The sequence below is a fragment of the Candidatus Erwinia dacicola genome (assembly GCF_001756855.1).
Lineage (GTDB): Bacteria > Pseudomonadota > Gammaproteobacteria > Enterobacterales > Enterobacteriaceae > Erwinia > Erwinia dacicola.
Genome location: NZ_MAYS01000321.1, coordinates 1 through 3,356, shown reverse-complemented (window position 1 = coordinate 3,356; position 3,356 = coordinate 1). Strand labels below are relative to the sequence as shown.

At 52.2% G+C, this 3,356-nt stretch carries 2 protein-coding genes and 1 pseudogene; all 3 read left to right on the top strand.

The genetic code is table 11. The annotated features are described in order from the left end of the window. Window positions 1–230, top strand: a pseudogene (locus BBW68_RS09390) (IS91 family transposase); the annotation flags it as partial. Window positions 231–546: 316 nt separating this feature from the next. Further along, window positions 547–987, top strand: a complete 441-nt coding sequence (mioC, locus tag BBW68_RS09385) for an FMN-binding protein MioC (protein WP_070135152.1) — start codon at window positions 547–549, stop codon at window positions 985–987. A 466-nt stretch (window positions 988–1,453) separates the two neighbouring features. After that, window positions 1,454–3,343 carry a tRNA uridine-5-carboxymethylaminomethyl(34) synthesis enzyme MnmG gene (mnmG, locus tag BBW68_RS09380; protein WP_070135151.1) on the top strand — a complete coding sequence of 630 codons (1,890 nt, stop codon included), beginning with the start codon at window positions 1,454–1,456 and terminating at the stop codon, window positions 3,341–3,343. Window positions 3,344–3,356: the final 13 nt, after the last annotated feature.

The window sequence follows — 3,356 nt, the reverse complement described above, 5'->3', positions numbered from 1 at the left end:
CGCGGCATTTTAAGATGGTGCGCTACTTCGGCTTTCTGGCCAACCGCAAACGGGGATCGGTGCTGCCGAAGGTCTACGAAGCGCTGGAGATGATGCTGCGGAAAAAGCCGGAGAAGCCGGGGTTTGCGGTGCTAATGAAGGGCTTCCTGGGTACCGACCCGTACCAGTGCATCCTGTGCAAGGGCCGACTGCGTTTTGCCGGCGCTCAGGCAGGAACGCAGGCGATGGCATGACTGTCGGAAAGGTTGCGTGGAATGGAGAAAAAGCGATGGTTGCGGATGCCTGAGCCGGATTAGTGTGCCTGAAAAATGGCTTTCCGGTTAAAAACACGACAAAAACTGCATTTTCATACTTAAACCTACGCACGAGCGCCGCATCAAAGGGATAGTTCGTTCTGACATTCATGGTTGGGCGCTCTCAGAAGAGGCGATTCAATCTCCTAACCATCAAGCTAAGTACCTTTGATAAAAACCCTATTTTTCCACAGGTAGATCCCAGCCTGATCAAAGCGTACAATGCCCGCCACTATCATTCAGGGATCCTATCATGGCCGACATTACTTTAATCAGTGGCAGCACTTTAGGCAGCGCAGAATATGTTGCCGATTATCTGGCAGAAAAGTTAGATGAGGCCGGTCACAACACCGAGACGCTGCACGGACCTGAGCTGGAAGATCTGAAAACGTCTGGCTTCTGGATTGTGGTCTCTTCGACCCACGGTGCCGGTGAACTGCCAGATAATATCCAGCCGCTGTTTGAAGCCATAAAGGAACAGCAGCCCGATCTCAGCAATTTGCGCTACGGTGCGGTCGGTATCGGCAACCGTGAATACGATCTGTTCTGTGGCGCGATCGTGCAGTTTGATGAGCTGCTGACCTCGCTCGGCGCGCAGCGTATTGGCGATCGTCTGGATATTGACGTGCTGGAACATGAGATTCCGGAAGATCCTGCCAGTGTCTGGGTCGAAAGTTGGAAAGAACTGATCTGAATCCGCTATGGATCGGGCCGCGATCGTCGCTTCGATCGGTATAAAAGCGCGTTTTCGATTCCGAGTTTTGTAAATATTGCTCTTTTTTGCCTAGTTTCACCGCGTTTATCTGTGCATAACCATGCTCAATTCCGTCTAATAACCGGTGTTTATCCTAATAACAACTGGGATACCTGCCGGATCCTGTGCATAATATGCCATTTAGATCCCATCTTATACGGCGAAGGATCACCGATCATTCACAGTTAATAATCCTGCCTAATTGCCTGATCTTTATCAGCAAAAATGGCTTACCCACAGAGATGGTCGATCCTAATAGAAGATTTAATAAAAAGATCTCTAAGTAAAAAAGATTTTCTTTTAAATACACGAAGATCCCGGCGCTTTCGCCATCGTCTAAAATTAAGTAGAATCCACGCCCTCAGCAACACTCTCTTCAATCGCACAATCCGCGAGGTGCAGTACCATGTTTTATCCCGATCCTTTTGAGGTCATCGTAATCGGTGGTGGTCATGCAGGGACAGAAGCCGCGATGGCCGCTGCCCGTATGGGTCAACAAACTCTGTTATTAACCCATAATATTGACACGCTGGGACAGATGTCCTGCAACCCGGCGATTGGCGGTATAGGGAAAGGACATCTGGTTAAAGAAGTGGACGCACTGGGTGGATTGATGGCTCACGCAATAGATCAAGCCGGTATCCAGTTTAGGATACTAAACGCCAGCAAAGGCCCGGCGGTACGCGCCACTCGTGCTCAGGCTGACCGAGTGCTGTATCGTCAAGCAGTACGCACCACGCTGGAGAATCAGCCAAACCTGATGATCTTCCAGCAGGCGGTTGAAGATCTGATCGTCGAGAACGATCGCGTCGTCGGTGCTGTAACCCAGATGGACCTCAAGTTCCGCGCAAAAGCCGTGGTGCTGACCGTTGGAACTTTTCTCGATGGCAAAATTCATATCGGCATGAATAACTACAGCAGTGGCCGTGCTGGCGATCCGCCATCCATTCCGCTTTCACGCCGCCTGCGTGAACTGCCGCTGCACGTTGGCCGCCTGAAAACCGGTACTCCACCGCGCATTGATGCACGCACCATCGACTTCAGCGTGCTGGCTCCGCAGCAAGGTGATACGCCAATGCCGGTATTCTCGTTCATGGGCAATGTCAGCCAGCATCCTCAGCAGGTGCCGTGCTACATCACCTACACCAATGAGAAAACCCATGAGGTGATCCGCAATAACCACGATTGCAGCCCGATGTACGCCGGGGTGATTGAAGGAATTGGTCCACGCTACTGCCCGTCGATTGAAGACAAGGTAATGCGTTTTGCTGACCGCAATACGCACCAGATCTTCCTCGAACCGGAAGGGCTGACCAGCAATGAAATTTATCCGAACGGCATCTCCACTAGCCTGCCGTTTGATGTGCAGATGCAGATCGTACGCTCGATGCACGGGATGGAAAATGCCAAAATCGTTCGTCTTGGCTACGCTATCGAGTACGATTTCTTTGATCCACGCGATCTGAAACCGACGCTGGAGAGTAAATATATTCAAGGTTTGTTCTTTGCCGGACAAATCAACGGCACCACCGGCTACGAAGAAGCGGCAGCCCAAGGACTGCTGGCGGGTCTGAATGCAGGTCGCCAGTCTGCAGACAAAGAGAGCTGGGCACCGCGCCGTGACCAAGCTTACCTTGGCGTGCTGGTCGACGATCTTTGCACCCTCGGCACCAAAGAGCCGTACCGCATGTTCACCTCACGCGCAGAATATCGCCTGATACTGCGTGAAGATAACGCCGACCTGCGTCTGACCGCTGCCGGTCGTGAACTGGGGCTGGTCGATGATGCCCGTTGGGCGCGCTTCAACGAGAAGCTGGAAAGCATCGAACTGGAGCGTCAGCGCCTGCGTGATATCTGGGTACATCCAAAATCAGAAAACGTTAGCGAAGTGAATACGCTGTTGAGCGCTCCACTGACCAAGGAAGCCAGCGGTGAAGATCTGCTGCGCCGTCCGGAAATGACTTATCATCAGCTGATGACCCTCATCACCTTCAGCCCGTCGCTCAGCGACCCACAGGCTGCCGAGCAGGTTGAGATCCAGGTGAAGTACGAAGGCTACATTACACGCCAGCAGGAAGAGATCGACCACCAGTTGCGCAATGAAAACGCTGTGCTGCCGGTCGATCTGAACTACCAGCAGGTGAGCGGCCTATCCAATGAGGTGATTGCTAAGCTGAACGATCATAAACCGGCATCGATTGGTCAGGCCTCACGTATTTCCGGGATCACCCCGGCGGCGATCTCTATTCTACTTATTTACCTTAAAAAACAGGGCCTGCTACGCAAAAGTGCTTGATGGTTAGGAGATT

Bases quoted from the DNA above. Each gene is read 5' to 3' on its own strand.
- mioC (WP_070135152.1), top strand. From the start codon at position 547: ATGGCCGACATTACTTTAATCAGTGGCAGCACTTTAGGCAGCGCAGAA.
- mnmG (WP_070135151.1), top strand. From the start codon at position 1,454: ATGTTTTATCCCGATCCTTTTGAGGTCATCGTAATCGGTGGTGGTCAT.